The sequence below is a fragment of the Sphingomonas sp. Xoc002 genome (assembly GCF_050408055.1).
GTDB classification, from domain to species: Bacteria; Pseudomonadota; Alphaproteobacteria; order Sphingomonadales; family Sphingomonadaceae; genus Sphingomonas; species Sphingomonas yabuuchiae.
Genome location: NZ_CP191175.1, coordinates 3,338,647 through 3,357,523, shown reverse-complemented (window position 1 = coordinate 3,357,523; position 18,877 = coordinate 3,338,647). Strand labels below are relative to the sequence as shown.

The 18,877-nt window shown below is 67.4% G+C and carries 15 protein-coding genes; 7 read left to right on the top strand and 8 right to left on the bottom strand.

Annotation, left to right across the window (positions count from 1 at the left end; all coding sequences use genetic code 11):
- Positions 1-7: 7 nt before the first annotated feature.
- The 6 genes from ACQR50_RS15395 to ACQR50_RS15370 all read right to left on the bottom strand — a co-directional run bounded on the left by ACQR50_RS15395 (position 8) and on the right by ACQR50_RS15370 (position 5,039).
- Positions 8-493 (bottom strand): GNAT family N-acetyltransferase, encoded by a 486-nt coding sequence (locus ACQR50_RS15395; RefSeq protein WP_428968973.1) that lies wholly within the window; start codon positions 491-493, stop codon positions 8-10.
- Positions 493-1,143 carry a tRNA (adenosine(37)-N6)-threonylcarbamoyltransferase complex dimerization subunit type 1 TsaB gene (gene tsaB, locus ACQR50_RS15390; protein WP_428968972.1) on the bottom strand — a complete coding sequence of 217 codons (651 nt, stop codon included), beginning with the start codon at positions 1,141-1,143 and terminating at the stop codon, positions 493-495. The genes ACQR50_RS15395 and tsaB overlap by 1 nt, the downstream gene beginning before the upstream one ends.
- A gap of 7 nt (positions 1,144-1,150) precedes the next feature.
- Positions 1,151-1,741, bottom strand: a complete 591-nt coding sequence (locus tag ACQR50_RS15385) for a malonic semialdehyde reductase (protein WP_076717586.1) — start codon at positions 1,739-1,741, stop codon at positions 1,151-1,153.
- Entirely contained in the window at positions 1,741-2,310 is a 570-nt protein-coding gene (locus ACQR50_RS15380; protein ID WP_428968971.1) for a NifU family protein, read from the bottom strand. The genes ACQR50_RS15385 and ACQR50_RS15380 overlap by 1 nt, the downstream gene beginning before the upstream one ends.
- A gap of 99 nt (positions 2,311-2,409) precedes the next feature.
- Entirely contained in the window at positions 2,410-4,206 is a 1,797-nt protein-coding gene (locus ACQR50_RS15375; protein ID WP_428968970.1) for a methyl-accepting chemotaxis protein, read from the bottom strand.
- A 113-nt stretch (positions 4,207-4,319) separates the two neighbouring features.
- On the bottom strand, positions 4,320-5,039 hold the full coding sequence (locus ACQR50_RS15370) for an aspartyl/asparaginyl beta-hydroxylase domain-containing protein (RefSeq protein ID WP_428970720.1): 720 nt from the start codon (positions 5,037-5,039) through the stop codon (positions 4,320-4,322).
- A 188-nt stretch (positions 5,040-5,227) separates the two neighbouring features.
- On the opposite strand from ACQR50_RS15370, the gene ACQR50_RS15365 reads away from it, so the two are divergent.
- Both ACQR50_RS15365 and typA read left to right on the top strand, forming a co-directional pair.
- Positions 5,228-8,167: a M16 family metallopeptidase gene (locus tag ACQR50_RS15365; RefSeq protein WP_428968969.1), complete on the top strand. Its 2,940-nt coding sequence runs from the start codon at positions 5,228-5,230 to the stop codon at positions 8,165-8,167.
- Positions 8,168-8,412: 245 nt separating this feature from the next.
- Entirely contained in the window at positions 8,413-10,254 is a 1,842-nt protein-coding gene (typA, locus tag ACQR50_RS15360) for a translational GTPase TypA (protein WP_042489612.1), read from the top strand.
- A gap of 422 nt (positions 10,255-10,676) precedes the next feature.
- Here typA and ACQR50_RS15355 read toward each other — a convergent pair whose 3' ends face one another.
- A complete protein-coding gene (locus ACQR50_RS15355; protein WP_428968968.1) occupies positions 10,677-11,891 on the bottom strand; it encodes a methionine gamma-lyase in 1,215 nt (404 codons plus the stop codon).
- A gap of 114 nt (positions 11,892-12,005) precedes the next feature.
- Between ACQR50_RS15355 and ACQR50_RS15350 the strand changes: the two genes are divergently transcribed.
- Positions 12,006-12,461: an Lrp/AsnC family transcriptional regulator gene (locus tag ACQR50_RS15350; RefSeq protein WP_428968967.1), complete on the top strand. Its 456-nt coding sequence runs from the start codon at positions 12,006-12,008 to the stop codon at positions 12,459-12,461.
- Between the two features lie 284 nt (positions 12,462-12,745).
- On the opposite strand, the gene ACQR50_RS15345 is transcribed toward ACQR50_RS15350, so the two are convergent.
- On the bottom strand, positions 12,746-15,427 hold the full coding sequence (locus ACQR50_RS15345) for an Rne/Rng family ribonuclease (RefSeq protein WP_428968966.1): 2,682 nt from the start codon (positions 15,425-15,427) through the stop codon (positions 12,746-12,748).
- A 484-nt stretch (positions 15,428-15,911) separates the two neighbouring features.
- On the opposite strand from ACQR50_RS15345, the gene ACQR50_RS15340 reads away from it, so the two are divergent.
- The 4 genes from ACQR50_RS15340 (at position 15,912) to ACQR50_RS15325 (ending at position 18,841) form a co-directional block, all read left to right on the top strand.
- Positions 15,912-17,147, top strand: a complete 1,236-nt coding sequence (locus ACQR50_RS15340; RefSeq protein ID WP_428968965.1) for an N-acetylmuramoyl-L-alanine amidase family protein — start codon at positions 15,912-15,914, stop codon at positions 17,145-17,147.
- A gap of 42 nt (positions 17,148-17,189) precedes the next feature.
- On the top strand, positions 17,190-17,333 hold the full coding sequence (locus ACQR50_RS15335) for a hypothetical protein (protein ID WP_428968964.1): 144 nt from the start codon (positions 17,190-17,192) through the stop codon (positions 17,331-17,333).
- Positions 17,330-18,070, top strand: a complete 741-nt coding sequence (locus ACQR50_RS15330) for a hypothetical protein (RefSeq protein ID WP_428968963.1) — start codon at positions 17,330-17,332, stop codon at positions 18,068-18,070. The genes ACQR50_RS15335 and ACQR50_RS15330 overlap by 4 nt, the downstream gene beginning before the upstream one ends.
- Before the next feature lie 90 nt (positions 18,071-18,160).
- Positions 18,161-18,841, top strand: a complete 681-nt coding sequence (locus ACQR50_RS15325; RefSeq protein ID WP_428968962.1) for a hypothetical protein — start codon at positions 18,161-18,163, stop codon at positions 18,839-18,841.
- Positions 18,842-18,877 lie beyond the last annotated feature (36 nt).

Genomic DNA, 18,877 nt, shown 5'->3' with positions numbered 1-18,877 from the left:
GATCGGGTCAGCCGATGGCCCGGGTTGCGATCGACCGTCGATAGGTGTGCGCGTCGTAATGGCGCCCGTCTGCGCCCTTGTAATAATTGCGCCGTTCCCCGCACTTGGCAAAGCCGTGCGCGGAGTAGAACAGGATGGCGGGATTGTTCGACCGCACCTCCAGATGCAGCGTTTCCACCCCATGCGCGGCACAGTCGGCGACGACCGCCTCGACCAGCAGGCTGCCGATCCGCGCGCGGCGATGCTCCGGCGTGACGCCCAGCAGCAGCAATTCGGCCTCGTCCAGCACCGAACGGGTCAGCGCAAAGCCCGCCGGTTCCTCGCCCGCCTCGGCGACCAGCAGCTTGATGCCGGGCAGCGCCATCACGCCGAGCAGTTGCGAGCGGGTCCAGGCCTCGCCCCATTGCGGGTCGAAGGCGGCGGCCATGACCTGTTCGACGACACCGGCGTCGCGCGCGTCACCGGGGCGAAGCGAGATGCCGATGCTGGCCATCAGGCGGCCCCGAGACCGACGGCGTCGGGCGGGGTGATGCCGCCGGGCAGTTTGGCGTCGGGCGCTCGGCCATAGACGGGGCGCGGGGGCAGGGCGGTGAGGTCGGCGGGCAGCCGCCATGCCTCCGACGCATCGGGCAGCGCTTCGACCACCGGCAGATCGGGTGCCAATGCGGTCAGCCAGCGAACCCCGTTGCCGATCGCGACCCGGCCCTCCAGTGCGGCAAGCGCGGCATCGGGCTTCATCGAGGCGAAGGGGGAGAGGGCGGTCAGGTCGCGGGCAAAGGCCTGCACGAAGACCTCGCCATGCCCGCCTTCCAGCACGACCGTCAGCGCGGCGTCGTCGCGTCCGGCGAACCCGGCGGCGGCGACCAGCGCCAGCGATTGATAGCCGGTCGCGGTCACGCCCCAGCCCAGCGCCAGCCCGCGCGCCGCCGCGATGCCGACGCGGATGCCGGTGAAGCTGCCCGGCCCGCAATCGACCAGGATGCGCTCCGCCCGGCCGCCATCGGGCAAGGCCGCGATCATCGGCACCAGCCGCTCGGCATGGCCGCGCCCGACCACGTTATGGTCACGCGCGATCACCCGGTCGCCATCGAGAAGGGCGACCGAGCAGGCGGCGGTGGCGGTGTCGATGACCAGCGTGCGCAAGTTTGTCTCAGGCGATCCGGTTGGCTTGTTCAAACGCCAGCCGGGGGTTGCGCGGGTGCAGCTTGGACGTGTCGCCATAACCCAGCGTCGCGATGAAGTTCGACCGTACGCCCGGCTGGTCGGCGAAGAACGCCTTGTCCACCGCGCCCTGGTCAAAGCCCGACATCGCACCGGTATCTAGCCCCAGCGCGCGCGCGGCGAGGATCAGATAGGCGCCCTGGAGCGAGCTGTTACGGAAGGCCGAGGCTTCGCGCAGTTCAGTATTGCCGTCGAACCAGCTCTTGGCGTCCACATGCGGGAACAGCTGCGGCAGGGTTTCGTGGAAGTTCACGTCCATGCCGATGATGACGGCGGCGGGCGCGTTGCGGATCTTGTCGGCATTGCTGTCCGAGGCACAGGACGCGAGCTTTTCCTTCGCCTCCGCGCTCAGGCACCAGACCATGCGCGCCGGGCTCTGGTTGGTCGAGGTCGGCGGCATCTTCATCAGATCCCAGATCGCCCGGATCTCGTCCTCGCCTACGGCCTTGTCGAGATAATGGTTGAAGGTGCGGCCCTCGCGGAACAGCCGGTCGAGGCTGGCATCATCGATGGGGTTCATCAGACGGCCCTCACTTCGGTGACTTCGGGGACATAATGGCGCAGCAGCTGCTCGATGCCGTTCTTCAACGTCGCGGTGGACGAGGGGCAACCGGCGCAGGCGCCCTGCATCTTCAGGTACACCTTGCCCTTGTCGAAGCCGCGATAGACGATGTCGCCGCCGTCATTGGCGACTGCCGGGCGAACGCGCGTGTCGATCAGCTCGCGGATCTGGGCGACGATGTCGGCATCCTCGGGATCGTCGGTGAAGCTGTCCTCCGACGGCACCGAAAAGTCCGCCGCGCCCTGGCGGAACAGCGGCATCTGCGCCGAGAAATGGTCGAGCAGGATGCCCAGCACATCGGGCTTCACGTCCGACCAGTCGGTGCCGGGCGCGATCGTGACCGACACGAAGTCGCGGCCGAAGAACACGCCGGTCACGTCGCCCAGGTTGAAGATCGCCTCGGCCAGCGGGCTGGCGGCGGCTTCCTCGGGCGAGGCGAAGTCGCGGGTGCCGCTGTCCATGACCTTGCGGCCGGGCAGGAATTTCAGCGTCGCCGGGTTGGGCGTCGGTTCGGTCTCGATCAGCATGACCCCCATGTGGCGCGGGTCGCGATGGGGATCAAGCAGGACGCGGGAAAGGATGCGTTTCCGCAGAGGCAATCGCGCTTTGCCGATCCGGGATCGCCATCAGAAGGCCGACCAGTCCTCGTTCGCCGCGCGTCGCACGGGCAGCGGCACGACCCGTTCCTTCACCGACTCGACGACCCGCAGCGGCGCGGGCGCCATGTCGAGCACGAAGCGTTCGACCGCCTGCGACAATTGCTCCGCCTCCTCGGCCAGGCTCCGCGCGGCGGCGGTGGCCTGTTCGACCATCGCGGCGTTCTGCTGCGTCACCATGTCCATCTGGGACAGGCTGGTGTTCACCTCGCCCAGCCCCTTGGCCTGACGATTCGCATCGTCGGCGATGCCGGTCATCAGCGTGCCCAGCCGACCCATGCCCTCGTTGATCTTCTCCAGCGCCACGCCCGTCTCGCCGACCAGCGCGACGCCGTTCTGCACGCCGCTGGCGCTGGCCAGCACGCGCTGCTTCACGTCGCGCGCGGCATCGGCCGAACGCTGCGCCAGCGCGCGTACCTCGGAAGCGACCACCGCAAAGCCGCGCCCGGCCTCGCCCGCGCGCGCCGCCTCGACCCCGGCATTGAGCGCGAGCAAATTGGTCTGGAAGGCGATGCCGTCGATGACGCCGATAATCTCCTCGATCTCGGACGAGGCGCGCTGGATGTCGACCATTGCCGCGCGGGCGCGGACGACCACCGCGCCGCCGTCGCGCGCATCGGCGCGGGTCTGTTCCAGCGCCAGCGCGGCATCGCTCGCGCCGGTCGCGGCATGACGGACGGTCGCGGTGATCTCGTCCATCGCGGCGGCGGTTTCCTCCAGGCTGGCGGCCTGCTGCTCGGTGCGTTGCGACAGGTCGTCCGAGGCCTGACGTATGTCCATCGCGCCCGCCCGCACGCCGCTGGTCGCGCCCACGACGCGCGCCATGGTCTCATGCAGCGCCGCCATCGCCGTGTTGAAGTCGTTCTTCAGCCGGGCGAAGGGCTCGTCCAGCCTCGCATCGATCCGCGCCGTCAGGTCGCCCTTCGCCAGTGCCGACAGGCCCCGGCCGATACTGGCGACGATCAGCTGGGTCTGGGCGGTCTTCTCCGCCTCGGCGCGGGTGAGCTGGTCGCGAAAGGCGACCATCGAGCGTGCCATCTCGCCCACCTCGTCCTCGCGTTCGGCATGGGGAATGGCGCGCCCGGTCTGGCCTTCGGCCAGCATCCCCATGGCCTGGCGCAGCTCGTGCAGCGGCCGGACGACGGTGCGCAGCGCCATGTACAGGCCGGTCGCCAGCCCGGCGATGGCGAGCAGCAATGTCGCGCCGATCAGGATCCAGCGTCCCTGTTCGGCGACGGCATCGGCGCGGATGTGCAGCGCCTTCACCTCGTCGGTCAGCGCATCGATCCGCGCGTCGGCGATCCTGGATGCCAGTCGCTCGGCCGGGCGCACCCGCTGGCGGAAATGGGAAAGACCGGCGGCGCGGTCTCCGGTGCCTGCGAGGCGGCCGACCTCGGTCAGTTCGCGGCGGACGCGGGCCTGCGAGGTGAAATAGGCAGACGTGATCGCATAGCGCGCCGCATCGCCTTGCAGCGTACCCAGCTGGTCGGCAAACTTGCCCAGCCGCGTGTCGAACTTGCCCTGGATCACCTTTCGCTCGGCGGGATCGCTTTCGATCACCAGGTTGAGCGCATCGCGTTGCAGCGACCGGCTGAGCGAGCGGAGTTCGGCCAGCCGCAGCATCACCGCCTCGGCGTGGGCGGCATCCTGATTGGCGCGGGCGACCCGCCCCTCGGTCTGCAGGGTGACGGCCGACAGGATCGCCAGCAACAGCATCGACACCAGCACGGGCGCGATGAGACGGGCTGCTACGCTCTTGATAAACATGACAATTCCGTGACAAAACCGGGGGCGGCAAGCGGCGCGGCTTGTCGTGGGTCACGGGTTACCAAAAGGTTAAGAGTGTCCGGTTTTCGTACCGGATCGGCCGAAACCGACGGTCAGGCCGTCTCGCCGATCAGGCGCAGCAGGCCGTCCGCCACGGCTCGGCCGGGCTGACGCAACGGGCGGGCAAAACGCAGCCGCAGGACGATCCGCGCGCCCTCGGCTTCGTTCCACAATTCATGCGGATAGCTGTCGTCGAAGATCAGCGTCTCACCCTCGGCCCAGCGCACGATCCGGTCGCGCACCCGCATCCGGGCGCCGCCGTCGCGGGGCACGGCCAGCCCCAGATGACAGGTCAGCAGCCCCTTGGTCGCGCCGCGCCGCATTTCGACATGCGCACCGGGCGCGAGCAGGGCGAAGGCGGCGTCGTGCAGCCCGGGCACCTCGGCCAGTGCCGCCGTCGCGACGGGACAGCGATTCGCCGTCTCGCCACCCCGCAGCAGCGGGACGATCCGGCTGGTTGCCGCCGGACCCGAGACCGCGACCGCCTCGTCCCGGATCGCGCGCCATTGCCGCCGCAGCCCGGCCGTCCAGTCGAAGTCGCGAATATCGAGCACGGGGTCGTTGGGCACCAGCGAGGATGCCGCAATCACCCCGTCGAACGCCCGGCACAGCGCCGCCAGCGCGGGATGGGGCGGGGCGGGGGGCGAGGGAAGGCTGGGGATCGCGGTGACCAGGCTCGGGACGGGCCGCACGGGCCGCTCGGCCTCGCCCGAATTGTGCCATATTGTGGCCGCGCCCTGACGCTGGGCACTGGCCTTGATCGACTTGGTCATCACGTTCCGAACATCCCCGGCCCGACCCTTGGCGCCCGGGCATCGACGGCCCTTGTGACGCGGGATCAGTCTGGCCGTGCTAGGCCGCCACTGGGTCGAAATGATGGCGTCCGGCCGTCGCAAAGCGGTGCATTGGGGCGATTTAGGGGCGGCTGGCGATCCGGCGTGCGGCGGGTTATGAGGGGGGCATGGCATTTCCGTCCCGCGCTATGCGCCGCCTTGCCCTGCCGGTCCTTCTCGGGCTGGCGATCCCCGTCATCGGCCAGGTTCCCGGCCAGACCGACAATCGTTCGGTGCCGCAAGGGCTGCCGGTGCCCGCTGGCGTGGTCCCGGCGGCGGCCGACCCCTTGGCCCCATTGCCACCGATCCCCGGCGTCGACCAGACGCCCTGGCTCTACAAGGGGTCGGACCTGCCGCAGGACAAGATGTGGAAGTTCGGGCGGCTGGCCAATGGCCTGCGCTTCGCGGTCCGCCGCAACGGCGTGCCGCCCGGGCAGGTGGCGGTACGGGTGCGGATCGATGCGGGCTCGCTGAACGAGCAGGCGTCGGAGCGCGGCTTCGCCCATCTGATCGAGCATCTGTCCTTCCGCGGATCGCAATATGTGCCGGACGGCGAGGCGAAGCGTATCTGGCAGCGGCTGGGCGCGACCTTCGGCTCGGACTCCAACGCGTCCACCACGCCGACCCAGACCGTCTATCAGCTCGACCTGCCCGGCGCGACCGAGGCGGGGCTGGACGAGAGTCTGAAGATCCTGAGCGGCATGATGGCCGCCCCCTCGCTGACCGCCCAGTCGCTCAACGCCGAGCGCCCGGTCGTGCTGGCCGAACGCCGCGAGCAGCCGGGGCCGCAGGTCCGCTATTCGGACAAGCTGCGCGAGACCTTCTTTGCGGGGCAATCGCTGGCCGAACGTTCGCCGATCGGCCAGCTCAAGACGCTGGAGGCCGCGACGCCCGAGACGGTGAAGGCGTTCCACGACCGCTGGTATCGCCCCGAACGCGCGGTCGTCATCATCTCGGGTGACATGGATCCGGCGCTGCTCGCCAGACTCGTCACCAAGAATTTCGGGTCCTGGCAGGGCGCCGGCCCCAATCCGCCCGATCCCGATTTCGGCAAGCCGACCGCCGATGCGCCTGTCGCTGGCGCGCTGGTCGAGCCGTCCATGCCGCCGGTCGTCGCCATGGCGGTGCTGCGCCCGTGGCAGTATCAGGACGATACCGCGATCTTCAACCAGAAGCGGATGGTCGACATGGTCGCCGCCCGCCTGATCAGTCGCCGTCTGGAAAATCGGGCGCGCGCCGGGGGCAGCTTCCTCCAGGCCAGCGTCGCGCTCGACGATGTGTCGCGCTCGGCCAATCTCACCACGGTCAATGTCGTGCCGATCGGCGACAATTGGGAAGCCGCGCTGAAGGACGTGCGGGCGGTCGTCGCCGATGCGATGGCGACTCCGCCGACGCAGGGCGAGATCGACCGCGAACTCGCCGATTACGACGCGATCCTGCGCAACCAGGTCGAAACCGCGCGGGTCGAGGCGGGGTCGAAACAGGCCGACGACATGGTCGGCGCACTCGATATCCGCGAGACGGTGACGGCGCCCGAGACGAGCTATCAGATCCTGCGTCAGGCCATCGATAAAAAGATGTTCACGCCCGACACGGTGCTGGCTTCGACGCGTAAGATTTTCCAGGGCACCGCGACCCGCGCGCTGGTCAACACCCGCACCGTGCAAGCCGATGCGGTCGCCAGGCTGACCGCCGCGCTGAAGGCCGATGTCCGCCCGCTCGCCGAACAGCGTCGCCGCCAGGGCACGGTGACCTTCGCTCAGCTCCCCAAGCTGGGTACCCCCGGCAAGGTCGTGTCACGCGAGAAGGTCTCAGATCTGGGGCTGGAGAAAGTGACCTTCGCCAATGGCACGCGGCTGCTGCTGTTCGCCAATGACGGCGAGACGGCCCGCGTCTATCTGCGGGTCCGGTTCGGGCGTGGCTATGACGCCTTGCCCGCAAACCGGGAAAGCCCGGCCTGGGCGGCCGACCTCGCGCTGGTCGCGGGGGGCATCGGCAAGTTCGACCAGGGCGATCTCGACCGGCTGACCGCCGGGCGGACCATGGGGCTGGACTTCGACGTCGATGACGATGCCTTCGCCTTCAACGCCCTGTCGTCGCCCGGCGATTATGCCGACAACCTCAAGCTGATGGCGGCCAAGCTGATCGCGCCGCGCTGGGACGCGGCACCGGTCAACCGGGCCAAGGCGGCGATGCTGGCGGGGTATGACGGGTTCGACTCGTCGCCCGACGGCGTGCTCGGCCATGATCTGGAGCGGTTGCTGCGCGACGGCGATCCGCGCTGGGGCACGCCGCCGCGCGACGCGGTGGTGGCGACCACGCCCCAGTCGTTCAAGGCGCTCTGGGCCCCGCTGCTCGCCTCCGGCCCGATCGAGGTGTCGGTGTTCGGCGACGTGAAGGCGGACGAGGCGATCAAGGCGGTGGCCGACAGCTTCGGGGCGATCCCGGCGCGTAAAGGCGCGACCGGCCCGGTGCCGCCGATCCGCTTCCCCGCCCATGTCGCCACGCCGGTCGTCCGCACCCATACCGGCCCGGCCGACCAGGCGGCGGCGGTGATCGCCTGGCCGACCGGCGGCGGCTCGGCCGACGACCGCATCCGCAACCGGCTGGACGTGCTGGCGCAGGTCTTTGCCGACCGGCTGTTCGACCGGCTGCGGTCGCAGGCGGGGGCCAGCTACAGCCCGCAGGTCGCCAGCCAGTGGCCGATCGGCCTGCCCGGCGGCGGGCGGATGATCGCCATCGGCATGGTCGCCCCCGACAAGGTCGACTTCTTCCTGTCGACCGCCCGTTCGATCGCCGCCGACCTGGCGTCCAAGCCGATCGACGCCGACGAACTGCAACGCATCAAGCGACCCATGGCGCAGCGCCTCGCGCGCATGGCCTCGGGCAATCTGTTCTGGATGCAGCGGCTGGGCGGTGCGACCTATGACGCGCAACGGATTGAGGCGACCAAGCGGCTGGCGCAGGATTTCGTGTCGATCGGCCCGGCCGACCTGCAGGCGGTCGCGGCGAGGTATCTGCGCCCCGATACCGACTGGACGCTGAAGGTGGTGCCGCGCGCCAAATAATTTCCTCCCCTGCAAGGGGAGGGGGACCAGCGAAGCTGGTGGAGGGGTGTCCCCGCTGATGGTGACACCCCTCCGTCAGTCCTGCGGACTGCCACCTCCCCTTGCAGGGGAGGAACTTGCCGGTGCGAGCATCGTTTTAGCCGCCAACCACCTTTGTGCGCCGCAATATCCGCGCCGCCCTTTCGCTTTGCTTGGCTTTCGGCTATGGCGCGCGGCGACATACCCTCCGAACAAGAGAAATTTGCATGAGCCTCCGCAACGTGGCGATCATCGCGCACGTCGACCATGGCAAAACCACCCTGGTCGATCAGCTGTTCCGCCAGTCGGGCACCTTCCGCGACAACCAGCGCGTCGAAGAGCGCGCGATGGACTCCAACGACCTGGAAAAGGAGCGCGGGATCACCATTCTCGCCAAGCCGACCTCGGTCGACTGGACTCCCCCGGGCAGCGACGAGTCGATCCGCATCAACATCGTCGACACCCCCGGCCACGCCGACTTCGGCGGCGAGGTGGAGCGCATCCTCTCGATGGTCGACGGCGTCGTCCTGCTGGTCGATTCGTCGGAAGGCGCGATGCCGCAGACGAAGTTCGTGACCGGCAAGGCGCTGGCGCTGGGCTTGAAGCCCATTGTCGTCGTCAACAAGGTCGACCGCGCCGATGCGCGTATCCAGGAAGTGCTGGACGAAGTGTTCGACCTGTTCGTCTCGCTCGACGCGAATGACGAGCAGCTGGACTTCCCCGTCCTCTACGCCTCGGGCCGCAACGGCTATGCCTCGACCGACATGGACGCGCGCGAAGGCACGCTGATCCCGATGTTCGAGACGATCGTGAACCACGTGCCCGCTCCCAAGGTCGAGGTCGAGGACGTGCCCTTCACCTTCCTGGTGACGCTGCTCGACCGCGACAACTTCTTGGGCCGCATCCTGACCGGCCGCGTCAACTCGGGCACGGTCAAGCTGAACCAGGCGATCCACGCGCTCGACGCCGACGGCAACATCGTCGAGACCGGCCGTGCGTCGAAGATCATGTCGTTCCGCGGCCTGGACCGCGTGCCGGTCGAGGAAGCCAAGGCGGGCGACATCATCTCGCTGGCGGGTCTGGCGGTCGCCACCGTGGCGAACACCATCGCCGACACCAGCGTCAGCGAGCCGCTGAAGGCGCAGCCGATCGATCCGCCGACGCTGTCGATGCGCTTCGCCGTCAACGACTCGCCCATGGCGGGCCGTGAGGGCTCGAAGGTCACCAGCCGCATGATCCGCGACCGTCTGATGCGCGAAGCGGAATCGAACGTCGCGGTGAAGGTCACCGAGAGCGACGACCGCGACAGCTTCGAGGTCGCCGGTCGCGGCGAACTCCAGCTGGGCGTTCTGATCGAGACGATGCGCCGCGAAGGCTTCGAGCTGGGCATCAGCCGCCCGCGCGTGCTGTTCGGCGAGGACGAGGACGGCAAGAAGACCGAGCCGTACGAGACCGTCATCATCGACGTGGACGAGGAATATTCGGGCACGGTCGTCGAGAAGATGAACCTGCGCAAGGCCGAGATGACCGACATGCGTCCCTCGGGCGGTGGCAAGACCCGCATCACCTTCTCGGCGCCATCGCGCGGCATGATCGGTTACCACGGCGAGTTCCTGTCGGACACGCGCGGTACCGGCATCATGAACCGCCTGTTCGAGAAGTATGGCCCCCACAAGGGCAAGATCGAAGGCCGCAAGAACGGCGTTCTGATTTCGAACGGCGCCGGCGAAGCGCAGGGCTATGCTTTGGGTCCGCTCGAAGAGCGCGGCATCCTGTTCGTCGGTCACGGCGAGGCGCTCTATGAGGGCATGATCATCGGCGAGAACGCCAAGACGGATGACCTCGAGGTCAACCCGATGAAGGCGAAGCAGCTGACCAACTTCCGCGCATCGGGCGGCAAGGATGACGCCATCCGCCTGACCCCGCCGAAGAAGATGACGCTGGAACAGGCCATTGCGTATATCGACGACGACGAGATGGTCGAAGTGACCCCGAAGTCGATCCGTCTGCGCAAGCGCTACCTCGACCCGAACGAGCGCAAGCGCGCGGCTCGCTCGAAGGCGGCGTAATCGGGCTAGCCAGTCAGCAAGGGGGCCGGACGGAAACGTCCGGCCCTTTTTCGTGGGGCGACCACCGGCGTTGCCAGTCGTCCGACCCGGCGCGCCGATTGTATCGCAAATTCGATCACAGAATGCGGACAAGTCCGTTAGCGCGATAGGGGTTCGTGCGATATTGAAGGAGCCATAGCGGACTGGAGGGGGTTTATGGCGCTGGTAATCGAGATTGGTGTGACCTGGTTGGCCGCTTCGGTCGTATTTGGCTACGCGATTGCACGGACGATCCCCGCGATCCGTTGATACCCATTGGCGGCTTTCCGTTCTTCCGGCCCGACAAGAAGGGACGGAATGCTGAACCCGAAATATGAACCCGTATTGGTCCGCTAGGCACTGAACGGAGGTGTGGTTGCCGCGGGGCGGCGGCTCTCGCCCGGTCACGCCGCCTGCGACAGCGTGTCCTGCTCAGCATCCAAGGCCGCACCCAGATCGGCCCAGATATCCCGCACATCCTCCAGCCCGACCGACAGCCGGACCAGATCGGGCATGATGCCATGCGCGATGAGCTGTTCGACCGGATAGGTGGAATGGGTCATGCTGGCGGGATGCTGGATCAGTGTCTCGGCATCGCCCAGCGACACGGCGCGCTGAATCAGCTTTAGCCGGTTCATCACGCGCTTGCCCGCCTCAAACCCGCCGCGCACGCGGAACGCGATCATCCCGCCGGGCAGTGCCATCTGGCGCTGGGCCAAGTCATGCTGGGGGAAGCTCTCCAGCCCCGGATAATGGACCGCATGCACCGCCGGATGCGCCTGAAGCCGTTCGGCGATTCCTTGCGCCGAAGCGGCATGACGGTGCACGCGAAGTTCCAGCGTCTTCAGGCCGCGCAGAATCAGCATGGCGTTGAACGGGGACAGCACCGCACCGGTCATGTCCTTCACACCGAACAGCCGGATCTGCTGGATATCCGCCGCCCGACCCAGCACCATGCCCGCCACCAGATCGCCATGTCCGCCGAGATATTTCGTGGCGGAGTGAACGACGAAATCGGCACCCAGCGCGATCGGGCGGGTGATGACCGGCGTGGCATAGGTGTTGTCGACCACGCTCCACGCGCCGTGCGCCCTGGCGAGCGTGCACACCGCCTGGATATCGACCAGCCGCATATTGGGATTGGCGGGCGTTTCGAAATAGACGAGCCTGGTGTCGGGCCCAAACGCCGCCTCGACCGCGGCGATGTCGGTCATGTCGACATGGGTGACGCGGATGCCGAACCGGCCCAGCCCATGCTGCATGAAGGCGAAGGTGCAGCCATAAAGCGTCATGTCGGTCAGGATTTCGTCACCGGGGCGCAGCAGCGTCCACAAGGTCGCGGTGATCGCCCCCATGCCCGATGCCGTGCCCAGCGCCGCCTCGGCGCCCTCCAGATGCGCGATGCGCCGTTCCAGCAGGTCCAGTGTCGGGTTGGAGATGCGGCTATAGACATGGCCCGGCGCCTCTCCGGAGAAGCGCGCCGCGCCGTCCTCTGCGCTTTCGAAGGCGAAGGTCGAGGTCAGGTGGAGCGGCGGGGTCAGCGCGCCCTCATGATCCTGAGGATCATAGCCATGATGGATGGCGGCGGTCGCAAAACCGAAGGGGGCGGGGATCGACATGATGAACAGGCTTTCTCTGCGTGATGCCGCCATTCTAGGGCCGAAGCCCCACGTCGAAATTGCGTTCTTTGCCAATCATGGATGTTGAATTGGCAGAATCTGCTAAGATCGGGCATGGACACCAAGGACCGCCAGATCGTTCGCCTGCTCCAGCAGGACGGACGCCTCACCAACCAAGACCTGGCCGAACGGGTCGGCCTGTCGCCGTCACCTTGTCTGCGGCGGGTGCGCCTGCTCGAACAGGCGGGGGTGATCCAGGGTTATGGCGCGATCGTCGACCAGCAGCGCTATGGCCTGCCGGTGACCGCGTTCATCCGCGTGCGGCTGGAGCGCCATGCCCGCGATCTGGTGCAGCAGTTCGAAGAGGCGATCCGCCAACTGGACGAGGTGATGGACTGTCACCTGCTGACCGGGGATGCGGATTATCTGCTTCGTGTCATCGTCGCCGATCTGGAGGCCTATGAACGCTTCATCCGCCGCAAGATGCACGCGATCGCCGGGATCGCCAGCCTGGATACCACCTTTGCCTATGGGGTGGTGAAGAGCAGTCGGACATTTCCGGCGGACTGAACCCGGTTAATAATCCTCCCCTGGAAGGGGAGGGGGTGCAGGCTTTGACGTGCCCCCGGCACGTCAAGACGATGACGGGGGCATCATCTCGCCCGCACACATGCGAAGCATGGTGGAGGGGTGTCCCGGTTGGGGCATCCCGCCCTCGCAAAAGGTGACACCCCTCCGTCAGGCCTTTGGCCTGCCACCTCCCTTGCAGGGGAGGAATGAGAAAGAAACCCCAACAAAAAACGCCCTCCTTCCGCTGGGGAAGGAGGGCGTCTTGCCGTTCGGTGCCGGTGCGATCAGGCGCCGAAGGTGCGCTGCCACCAGCCGCGGCGCGGGGTTTCCGCGGTCGCGCTTTCGGCCTCGGTATCGGTCGCAGCCGGTTCCTCGGCCGGAGTGGCCTCGGCGGCAGGAGCTTCCTCGGCGACCGGCTCGGCGGCGACCTTGGGGGCCGCCTTCTTGCGGACGCGCTTGGGCTTGGCCGGGGCTTCAGCTTCCGCCTCGGCGACCGGAGCGGCTTCCTCGGCAGCAACCTTGGGAGCGGCCTTCTTGCGAACGCGCTTGGGCTTGGCCGGAGCTTCCGCCTCGGCTTCCGCCACCGGCGCGACCGGAGCAGGGGCTTCCTCGACGACGGGCGTCTCGACCGTTTCGCTGGCGACCGGCGCGGCCTTGCGGGCGCGCGGACGGCGGCGGGTCTTGGGCGCGTCGCTCGCTTCGGCCTCGGCCACCGCGAGCGGGGTCGTCACCGGTGCGGCATCGCCCGCCTCGATCGGCTCGACGATCGGCAGCGGCGCGTCCGACGCGTCGTCATCCGACACGGTTTCGGTCGCGGCCTCGGCCGTGTCGTTCGCGGCGCCCTCGCCACGACGACCGCCACGGCGACCGCGACGACCGCGACGGCGGCGTCCGCCTTCGCGCGGCTCGGCCTCGGTGGCTTCGACCGTCTCGGCGGCGTCGTCCTCGGCCGATTCCTCGGCGTCGCTCTCGTCCTGCTCGGCGCCGTGCTGCTCGCCCCCGTCCTGCTCGACGTCGGCATGCTCTTCGCCTTCGGCCTGTTCGCTGCCTTCACCCTCGCCACGGTTGCGGCGACCACGACGGCGGCGACGGCGCTTGCGGCCATTGCCGTCGCCCTCGTCACGCGATTCGCGCGGGCGGGGCGCCTCGGTCGCTTCCTCCTCGACCTCGTCCTCTTCTTCCTCCTCGATCTCGTCGACCAGATCGTCCTCATCTTCCTCGACCGGAAGGAGCATGTCGATCTTGGGCGCATAGGCCGGCGGCGGGCCCGAGGCCTCGACCGTCATACGCGCACCCTCTTCCTCGCGGTCGGGGATGATCTCGACGGTCACGCCGTAGCGATCCTCGATCTCGGCGATGTCGGCGCGCTTGCGGTTCAGCACATAGACGGCGGCTTCCTGGCTGGCGCGCAGCGTCAGGATCGAGCCGCGACCGCGCGCGGCCTCGTCCTCGATCAGGCGCAATGCCGACAGGCCCGAGGACGAGGCGGTGCGGACCAGGCCGGTGCCCTCGCAATGCGGGCAGGGGCGGGTCGAGGCTTCGAGCACGCCGGTGCGCAGGCGCTGGCGGCTCATTTCCATCAGGCCGAAGGACGAGATGCGACCGACCTGGATACGGGCACGATCATTCTTCAGCGCCTCCTTCATCGCCTTCTCGACCTTCCGGACATTGGAGTTGTTGTCCATGTCGATGAAGTCGATGACGACGAGGCCCGCCATGTCACGTAGACGCAGCTGGCGCGCGATTTCCTGCGCGGCTTCCAGATTGGTCGCGGTCGCGGTCTGCTCGATATTATGCTCGCGGGTCGAACGCCCGGAGTTGATGTCGATCGAGACGAGCGCTTCGGTCGGGTTGATGACCAGATAGCCGCCCGACTTCAGCTGGACGACCGGATTGTACATCGCGGCCAGCTGATCCTCGACATGCGCGCGCTGGAAGAGTGGGACCGCGTCGGCATACTGCTTCACCCGGCGGGCGTGCGCAGGCATCAGCAGGCGCATGAAGTCCTTCGCCTGGCGATAGCCTTCCTCGCCCTCAACGATCACTTCCTCGATCTCGCGATTGTAGATGTCGCGGATCGCCCGCTTGATCAGATCGCTGTCGCCATAGATCAGCGCGGGCGCCGACGAATGCAGCGTCTTCTCGCGAATGCCGTCCCACAGGCGCGCGAGGTAATCGAAATCGCGCTTGATCTCGGTCTTGGTGCGCTGAAGGCCCGCGGTGCGGACGATGCAGCCCATGGTCGAGGGCAGCTGCATCTCGGCCATGATGGTCTTCAGGCGCTTGCGGTCGGCCGCGTTCGAAATCTTCCGGCTGATGCCGCCGCCGTGCGACGTGTTGGGCATCAGCACGCAGTAACGACCGGCGAGCGACAGATAGGTGGTCAGCGCCGCGCCCTTGTTGCCGCGCTCTTCCTTGACGATCTGGACCAGCAGCACCTGGCGGCGATGGATGACGTCCTGGATCTTGTAGCGGCGGCGCAGATTCTGGCGACGCTGGCGCAGTGCCTCGACCTGATCGTCGTTGACGGTCGACTTGCGGGCGCGCGGCGCGGCCTCGCCGTCCTCATCGTCATGATGGTCGTCGGCGTGATCGTCATGATCCTCGCCGTCGTGGTCCCCGTGATCCTCGTCATCCTCGGCGTCGAGTTCGGCGCGCAGCGCGGCCTCCTCGGCGGCATGCTCGGCCTCTTCGCGCAGCAGGGCTTCGCGATCTTCCTTCGGGATCTGGTAATAGTCGGGGTGGATTTCCGAAAAGGCCAGGAAGCCATGACGGTTGCCCCCGTAATCGACGAAGGCCGCCTGCAGCGACGGTTCGACGCGGGTCACCTTGGCGAGGTAGATATTGCCCTTGAGCTGCTTGCGCTCGGCCGACTCGAAGTCGAATTCCTCGATCCGGTTACCCTTGACGACGGCCACGCGGGTTTCTTCCCGGTGGCGTGCGTCGATCAGCATACGCGTGGTCATTGTGAAGTCTCCACGCGCGCGCCGGGCCTGGCGGCAGCCGTCGCGCGCGGTAAATAAGGTGGGCGGCGGCGCGGGGCGCCGGTCCGCTGGAAAAAACGGAATGCGTGCCGGTCGCAGCCGCAGCATCGGCAACGGGGCCGGTGCGGACCCACGACACCGCGATCCCACCGGCAAAGGCCGGTCGGTCAGCGGGGTGGATCATATGCGTCATGCGAGCGTCAACCTGGTTGGTCCGGGCGCGAAATCCTCGCAGTCCCAGCCCTTTTAGAGATGGCCCCGTCCCGATCGTGGGAGAGGTGATCGAGGCCGGGGTCCGCAGGAGTGCTAGCATCATCGGAACGTTTGCGCAACAGGCGGAAATCTGCCGATCGAGCGGCCAAAACATGCCGAATTTCCGGTTAACCAATGGCCGAAAGCCTGGAGACAGGCACGTTTCGCTATCCCGGCGTTTCGATCCCCGGATCGTGGAAAAGGGTATGCGGTAATGGCTTTTCGCTGGACCAGCGACGCACGGGCACGGCATGGTCGCCGTGTCGTGCTGATGCTGTTCACATTCCTGATCGGGCTGTTCGCGCCGATGAGCGCGATGGCCGCGACGGTGCAGAAGGTGGTGGTGCGCGGCGCGCGCCTGATCATCCGGTTCGATACGCCGGTGAAACGCGCGCGCAGCGTCATGCTGACCGAACAGCGCCGCGTCGCGATCGACGTGACCGGCGCGTCGCCCGGCCCCGCCACGATCGACGACGGGGTGGTGCGCGGGCTGACCCAGACCCGGATCCAGCCCGGCGTCACCCGGCTGACCTTCGCGCTGGCGCAGGACGCGGCGATCTTCGACGGCGGGTTCGACGATGACGGCAAGACCCTGTCGCTGACGCTGAAGCCCATGGTCGGCCGCTATACCCAGGCGAGCTTTGCGGGCGTGCTCGACTTCTTCCCGTTCCATTTCCAGCGCAAGCCCGCCTACACGCTGACCGTCCCGGTGCCGAACCCGTCGCGCGCGCTGCCGCTGCCGCGCGTGAAGGGGGCGGACAACCGTCCGCTGGTGGTGATCGATGCGGGACATGGCGGGGTCGATCCCGGCGCGATCAATCCGCAGACCGGGCTGCGCGAAAAGGACGTGACGCTGGCCATCGCGAAGGAGATTCGCGACACGCTGGTCGCCAGCGGCCGGGTGCGCGCCGCGCTGACCCGCGAGGACGATCGCTACATCCTCCACCGCGAGCGCTACGGCATTGCGCGGCGGCTGCATGCCGACCTGTTCATCTCGATCCATTGCGACAGCGCCGGGGCGGGGGAGGCGCGCGGGGCGACCGCCTATACCCTGTCCGACGTGGCCTCCGACAAGGAAGCGGCACGGCTGGCGGCGCGCGAGAACAAGGCGGACGTGATCGCGGGCGTCGACCTGGGCGGGAACAGCGACGTCTCTTCGATCCTGATCGACCTGACTCAGCGCGAGACGATGAACGCCTCGGCCAGCTTTGCGCGTCTGCTCGGCCGCGAGGCGCAGCCGCTGATCCCGGTCAAGCCGACCTTCCACCGCATGGCCTCGCTCATGGTGCTGAAGGCGCCCGACATGCCGTCCATCCTGTTCGAGACGGGCTATATCTCGAACATGCAGGACGCTGCCTTCCTCGCCAGCGAAGAGGGACGCGAGCGGATCGCCAAGGCAGTATTGCAGGCGGTGGAGGTGCACTTCGCGCGGCGGATGGCGGCGCGGTAAAAGGGGCGAACCGGCGATTGTTGGCGAAAGGGGATCGGGCCGATGTATAGCGAATTGATCGCCCTGTTGAGCGGTCAGACGCTCGACGACGAAACCGTTCGGGAAAAGGCGGTCGCGCTGGAAACGGCGTTGCGCGAACCCGAGGAGTGGATGCTCGACTTCGATCCCGAGACGATCAGGCAGTGACCGTGGAGCTGGCGATCATCGACTATGTCCTGATCGGCGATAAGATCGACGAACTCCATGAATTGATCAGCGACGAATTCGCCGAGCCGCTGAAACCTTTTCCGTACCGCGACGACCTTGAAAAGGTCCTGGCTGCGGATTACTTTGCGTGGCTCGATAACGAGTTGAGCGCGAGGACCCCGGCATGGGAATTGCTGTCGTGGGACAATGATCTGGACGACAATCTGCACGTCGTCATCGTTCGCCGGTCGGATACCGACAGGATCATCACTCTGGCCGGCTCGCTAAGCCTGCGGGTGAGCACGGCCATCGACGCAGTAAGCCTGCCCCGACGATCGATATTGTTATGTCCGGGGGCGGGGGACGATCAGCATCGCGCGGATCGGGCAACCATCGGCCCGCGCGCGTCGGACCGACCGCACGATCGCATAGACCAGCGCCGCCAGCCCGAAGAGCCAAAGCGCGGTGGTCAGGATGAAAGCGCCGATCAGCGCGAACAGGAGGAAGAAGAGCAGCAACCGGCCGAGCGGCCCCACGCGACGGAGCGCGATCCACAGGATCGGCGTCAGGAAGAACATGCCCAGCAGCGCGACGAGCATGGCGGCATAACCGCAGGACCCCTCGAAACAGGAACCGAAAACGTTCGGATCGATCGCCTTGGCGATGCCCGTGCCCGCCACGGCGATAACGAAGGCGAGCATCAGGGACAGCAGGACTCTCATGCGCCTGATGAGTGACCCCCATATCCGAAGGGGTCAAGCATACGCAGGGGGCAAGGCCGTCGCGGCGCGGTTGCTCAGGCTGGTGGGTGCTGGCAGGATCGCGACATGGTCCGCCGTCTGTCTGTCATCCTGCCCCTCGCACTGGCGCTCGCCCGGCCGATTCCCCTGCAAGCCCAGGCCAGACAGGCAGAGGCCGATGCGCCGGTTGCGCTGACGCCCGAATTGCTCGGTGATGCCCTGTCCTGTCGATCGCGGGACGCGCTCTGGGCCTTTGCCGATGCCTTGTTCCTTGATCCGAAGCCACCCGCCTGGATGCGGGAGGTGGCGGACGACAAGGCGACCGAAGGCATGCTGGGCATTGCGGGCTATCGGCTGGCCACGCCGGTTTCGTTGCTGGGGCAGCGGGTCGATCGCGTCTATTTCCTCAACGACTGGATCGTGACGCTCTGGCCGCGCAAGGTCGCCGAGGCCTTCGTCGCGGCGCAGGCGATGAAGCGCGTCCCGGTCGCCGCGACCGAGCAATACTATCGTTTTCTCGACCCGAACAGCGGTCCGATGCTGGGCGCCTTCGTGCCCACCGGCCATGCGACCGCCGCCATGCTGGCGCAGGCGTTCGGCGCCAAGACACCGCCCCCGCCGCCAGCCGACAGCCTGTTCGTGGGATGCAATTACGCATCGGCATCCGAGGTGGCGTTTCTGTCCCTCGCGCGCCGTGCATCCGGGATGGTGGCGGACGCGAGCCGGGATGTCGCCGATGACATTCAGGCCATCGTACCGCCGCGATAGGTCCCTCGACCAATATTCCGCTTCATCTTCAGGGCA

Coding starts and splice junctions, on each gene's coding strand:
- ACQR50_RS15395 (WP_428968973.1), bottom strand. CDS start 493: ATGGCCAGCATCGGCATCTCGCTTCGCCCCGGTGACGCGCGCGACGCC.
- ACQR50_RS15385 (WP_076717586.1), bottom strand. CDS start 1,741: ATGAACCCCATCGATGATGCCAGCCTCGACCGGCTGTTCCGCGAGGGC.
- ACQR50_RS15380 (WP_428968971.1), bottom strand. CDS start 2,310: ATGCTGATCGAGACCGAACCGACGCCCAACCCGGCGACGCTGAAATTC.
- ACQR50_RS15375 (WP_428968970.1), bottom strand. CDS start 4,206: ATGTTTATCAAGAGCGTAGCAGCCCGTCTCATCGCGCCCGTGCTGGTG.
- ACQR50_RS15370 (WP_428970720.1), bottom strand. CDS start 5,039: ATGACCAAGTCGATCAAGGCCAGTGCCCAGCGTCAGGGCGCGGCCACA.
- ACQR50_RS15365 (WP_428968969.1), top strand. CDS start 5,228: ATGGCATTTCCGTCCCGCGCTATGCGCCGCCTTGCCCTGCCGGTCCTT.
- typA (WP_042489612.1), top strand. CDS start 8,413: ATGAGCCTCCGCAACGTGGCGATCATCGCGCACGTCGACCATGGCAAA.
- ACQR50_RS15355 (WP_428968968.1), bottom strand. CDS start 11,891: ATGTCGATCCCCGCCCCCTTCGGTTTTGCGACCGCCGCCATCCATCAT.
- ACQR50_RS15350 (WP_428968967.1), top strand. CDS start 12,006: ATGGACACCAAGGACCGCCAGATCGTTCGCCTGCTCCAGCAGGACGGA.
- ACQR50_RS15345 (WP_428968966.1), bottom strand. CDS start 15,427: ATGACCACGCGTATGCTGATCGACGCACGCCACCGGGAAGAAACCCGC.
- ACQR50_RS15340 (WP_428968965.1), top strand. CDS start 15,912: ATGGCTTTTCGCTGGACCAGCGACGCACGGGCACGGCATGGTCGCCGT.
- ACQR50_RS15335 (WP_428968964.1), top strand. CDS start 17,190: ATGTATAGCGAATTGATCGCCCTGTTGAGCGGTCAGACGCTCGACGAC.
- ACQR50_RS15325 (WP_428968962.1), top strand. CDS start 18,161: ATGGTCCGCCGTCTGTCTGTCATCCTGCCCCTCGCACTGGCGCTCGCC.